At 75.7% G+C, this 4,600-nt stretch carries 1 protein-coding gene; it reads right to left on the minus strand.

Annotated elements, in window-relative coordinates; translation table 11 throughout:
* On the minus strand, positions 1-4,600 hold a 4,600-nt coding region (locus tag AB0411_RS37605; protein WP_366421709.1), incomplete at both ends, for a type I polyketide synthase.

Genomic DNA, 4,600 nt, shown 5'->3' on the forward strand with positions numbered 1-4,600 from the left:
TCGAAACCGCCGACATCGGCCAGGAACCCACCGGCCCGGGTGTAACTGCGCCCGGGCACCCCCGGCTCCGGGTCGTAGAGCGCCTCCACGTCCCAGCCACGGTCCGCCGGCCACTCACCGATCGCGTCCACCCCGCCCGCAAGCAGCCGCCAGAACTCCTCCGGCGAACCCACCCCACCGGGAAAACGGCAGCTCATCGCCACGATGGCGAGGGGATCGTCCTCATGGGCCGTCGCCCTGTCGGGAGCCGGCGCGGGCGGGGCCGGTGCCTCGTCGAGGCCCAGTTCGGTGCGCAGCCGAGTGGCCAGTGCCGCCGGGGTCGGATGGTCGAAGACGAGGGTGGCCGGGAGTCGTCTGCCGATGGCCGTGCTGAGGGCGTTGCGGAGTTCGACCGCCATGAGGGAGTCGAAGCCCAGCTCGCGGAAGGCCCGGTGGGGGGCGACCTCGTCGGGGTCGGTGTGGTTGAGGACGGCCGCGATGTGGGCGCGCACGAGTGCCGACAGGGCCTGGCGCTGCTCCGCCTCGTCCAACGCCGCGAGCTGACGGGCGAGTGCGGGGCCTTCGGTCGTCTCCTCCGTCGCCGGTGCGGCGGAGGCGAGTGCCCGCTGTGCGTCGGGGAGGTCGGCGATCAGCGGCCGGGGGCGGGCCGTGGTGTAGGCGTGCGCGAACGTGTCCCAGTCGATGTCGGTGACGGCCAGTGCGGTGTCGTCGTGGTCGAGGGCGCGTTGCAGCGCGGCGACCGCCGACCGGGGCTCCATGACGCGTACGCCGTGCCGGTGCAGTCGCTCGCCCACGGTGCCCTCGGCCATACCGGCTTCCGCCCAGGGCCCCCAGGCGACAGAGGTGGCCCGCTGCCCGGCGGCGCGGCGCTGCTGGGCCAGGGCGTCGAGGTAGGCGTTGCCGGGGGCGTAGTTGGCGTGGCCCGGTGCGCCGATGGTGCCGGCGGTGGAGGAGAACAGCACGAAGGCCGACAGGTCGTGCGCCCGGGTCAGTTCGTCGAGGTTGCGGGCGCCGCCGGCCTTCACCCTCAGCACCCCGGCCAGTTGGGCGGGGGTGAGGGAGTTGATGGTTCCGTCGTCGAGGACGGCCGCGGTGTGCAGGACGGCGGTGAGCGGCCGGTCGGCGGGGACGGTGTCGAGCAGGGCGGCGAGCGCGTCCCGGTCGGCGATGTCGCAGGTCGCGAATTCGGTGCGGGTACCGAACTCCGCCAGTTCGCGGGCGAGTTCGGCGGTCCCGGGGGTGTCGGCGCCGCGCCGGCTGACGAGCAGCAGGTGCGGTGCGCCGTTGCGGGCGAGCCAGCGGGCCACGTGCCGCCCGAGGGCGCCGGTGCCGCCGGTGACCAGGACGGTGCCCTGCGGTGTCCACCGCCGGGTGGTGTCGAGTTCGCCGGTGGCGGCGCGGACCAGCCGCCGGGCGAGGACACCGTGCGGCCGGATCGCGAGCTGGTCCTCGTCACCGATGCCGGCGAGCGCCCGGACCACGGCGCTGGCCGCGGCCGGGTCCAGGGTCTCGGGCAGGTCGAGGAGTCCGCCCCAGCGCTCCGGCTGCTCCAGGGCGACGACCCGGCCGAAGCCCCACACCAGGGCCTGGTGCGGTGCGGTGACGCCCCGCAGCGGGTCGGTGGCCACGGCGCCCCGGGTGGCGAACCACAGCGGGGCCTCGACGCCGAGGTCGTCCAGTGCCTGGACGAGGGCGACGGTGGCGGCGAAGCCCCGGGGCAGGCCGGGGTGGGCGCGGTGCTCGTCCTCGTCCAGGGCGAGCAGGGAGACGATGCCCGCGACCGGGGGCAGCGAGGTGTCCGGGGAGGTTGTACCGCGCAGTGCCTCCTCGATCGTCCCGGCGAGCGCGGCGCGGTCCGCTTCGGCGTCCACGGGCACGGGGACGGGGTGCGCTCCGGCGGCGGCGAGTGCCGTCGTCAGGTCGCCGGCCGGGGCCGGGTCGCCGGGGGTGACCACCAGCCAGGTGCCGCGGAGCGTGGCGGGGGCGGCGCCGGCGGGGACGGGCTTCCAGGTGATGCGGTAGCGCCACGAGTCGGCCCGGGCGCCTTCGCGGTGGCGCCGGCGGTAGTCGGACAGTGCGGGCAGCAGTGCGTCGAGGGTGGCCGGGTCCACGTCCAGTGCGGCGCCGAGCGTGCCGGCGTCGCCGCTCTCGACGGCTTCCCAGAAGCGGGAGTCGGTGGCGTCGCCGGGACCGCCGCGCAGGGCGGGGGCGGGCTCGGGCCAGTAGCGGCGCCGCTGGAAGGGGTAGGTGGGCAGGGCGATCCGCCGGGCGCCGCCCTCCTGGGCGGGGTCGAGGACCGTGCGCCAGGTGACGGGCCCGCCGGCGACGGAGAGTTCGGCGAGCGAGGTGAGGAACCGCCGCGGGCCGCCCTCGCCCTTGCGGAGGGTGCCGACGACGGCCGCGTCCGCGAGGTCGAGTGCGTCGAGCGTCTCGCGTACGGCGGTCGTCACCACGGGGTGCGGGGAGGCCTCGATGTAGGCGCGGTAGTCCTGTTCGGCCAGGGAGCGGACGGCGTGCTCGAAGCGGACGGTGCGGCGCAGGTTGCGGTACCAGTACTCGGCGTCGAGCCGGCCGGTGTCGATCCAGTCGCCGGTCACCGTGGAGAAGAACGGGGTGGCGCCGCTGCGCGGGCGGACCGGTGCCAGGTCGGCGAGCAGTTCCTCGCGGATCTCCTCGACCTGCGCGGAGTGGGACGCGTAGTCGACCGGTATCCGGCGGACCTGGGCGCCGTCGGCCTCCAGCGCGGCGAACAGCTCGTCGAGGGCGTCCGCTTCGCCGGAGACCACCACGGAGCGGGGGCCGTTGACGGCGGCGACGGAGAGGGCGTCGCCCCAGGGGGCGAGGCGGTCCTCCACCTCGGGCAGCGGCAGCAGGACGGACATCATGCCGCCGCGCCCGGCGAGCGCGGTCAGTGCCCGGCTGCGCAGGACGACGACCCGGGCGGCGTCGTCCAGACTCAGCGCCCCGGCGACGCAGGCGGCGGCGATCTCGCCCTGGCTGTGCCCCACGACGGCGTCGGGCTCCACCCCCCGGGCGCGCCAGAGACCCGCCAGCGCGACCATCACGGCGAACAGCGCCGGCTGGACGACATCCACGCGGTCCAGGGACGGCGCCCCCTCCGTGCCGCGCAGCACCTCGTCGAGGGACCAGCCGGAGTACCGTTCCACGGCCTCGGCGCACTCGGTGAAGCAGGCCCGGAACTCCGCGTCGGTGTCGAGGAGTTCGGTGGCCATCCCCGCCCACTGGGAGCCCTGGCCGGGGAAGACGAAGGCGGTCCGGCCGTCCGCGCCGCTCGTGCCGCGTACCACCCCGGGGGCCGGCACGTCACGGGCGAGCAGGTCCAGGCCGCGCAGCAGCTCCTCGTGGTCGGCGGCGAGCACGGCGGCCCGGTGCTCGAAGGCGGTGCGGGTGGTGGCCAGCGACCAGGCGAGGTCGCGCAGTGGCGGCGCCGGCCGCTCGGACAGCCCCTCGAGCAGCCGGGCGCTGAGCGTACGCAGCGATTCCGCGCTGCGCGCCGAGAGGGGGAAGGCGAAGTGACCGGAGAGGGCGTCCGTCTGAGGGACATCGTCCGTCGCGTGGGCGGGCTCCGGGGCCGGGGCCTGTTCGAGGATGACATGGGCGTTGGTGCCGCTGACGCCGAAGGACGAGACCGCGGCCCGGCGCGGGCGGCCGTGGTCGGGCCAGGGGGTGGCCTCGGCGAGCAGCGCGACGTTCCCCGCCGACCAGTCGACGTGCGACGAGGGCCGGTCGAGGTGCAGGGTCGAGGGCATCAGCCCTTGCTGGAGGGCGAGCACGGCCTTGATGACGCCGGCCGCACCCGCCGCTGCCTGGGTGTGCCCGATGTTGGACTTGACGGAGCCCAGCCGCAGCGGGTGCCCCTCGTCCCGGTCCTGCCCGTAGGTCGCCAGGAGCGCCTGGGCCTCGATGGGGTCGCCGAGCGTCGTACCGGTGCCGTGCGCCTCCACCATGTCGATGTCCGCCGTGGCCAGTCCCGCGCCGGACAGCGCCTGCCAGATGACGCGTTGCTGGGAGGGGCCGTTGGGGGCGGTCAGACCGTTCGACGCGCCGTCCTGGTTGACCGCGGAGCCACGGAGCACGGCGAGCACCGGATGCCCGTTGCGCCGCGCGTCGGAGAGCCGCTCGACCAGGAGCATGCCCGCGCCCTCGCCCCATGCGGTGCCGTCGGCCGCGTCCGCGAACGCCTTGCAGCGGCCGTCGGCGGCCAGTCCGCGCTGCCGGCTGAACTCCAGGAACAGACCGGGCGTGGACATCACGGTGACGCCGCCGGCCAGCGCGAGGTCGCACTCCCCCGTCCGGAGGGCCTGGGCCGCCAGGTGGAGGGCGACGAGCGAGGAGGAGCAGGCGGTGTCGACGGTGACCGCGGGCCCCTCCAGGCCCAGCGCGTAGGAGACCCGGCCGGACACGACGCTGGCGGCGTTGCCGGTGCCGATATGGCCTTCCAGCCCTTCGGCGGCACCGAGCAGCAGCGCGGTGTAGTCCTGTCCGTTGGTGCCGGCGAAGACGCCGGTACGGCTGCCGCGCAGGGCGACCGGGTCGATCCCGGCCCGCTCGAACGCCTCCCACGACGTCTCCAGCAGCA

Origin of the sequence: Streptomyces angustmyceticus (assembly GCF_040701845.1) — a bacterium.
GTDB classification, from domain to species: Bacteria; Actinomycetota; Actinomycetes; order Streptomycetales; family Streptomycetaceae; genus Streptomyces; species Streptomyces angustmyceticus_A.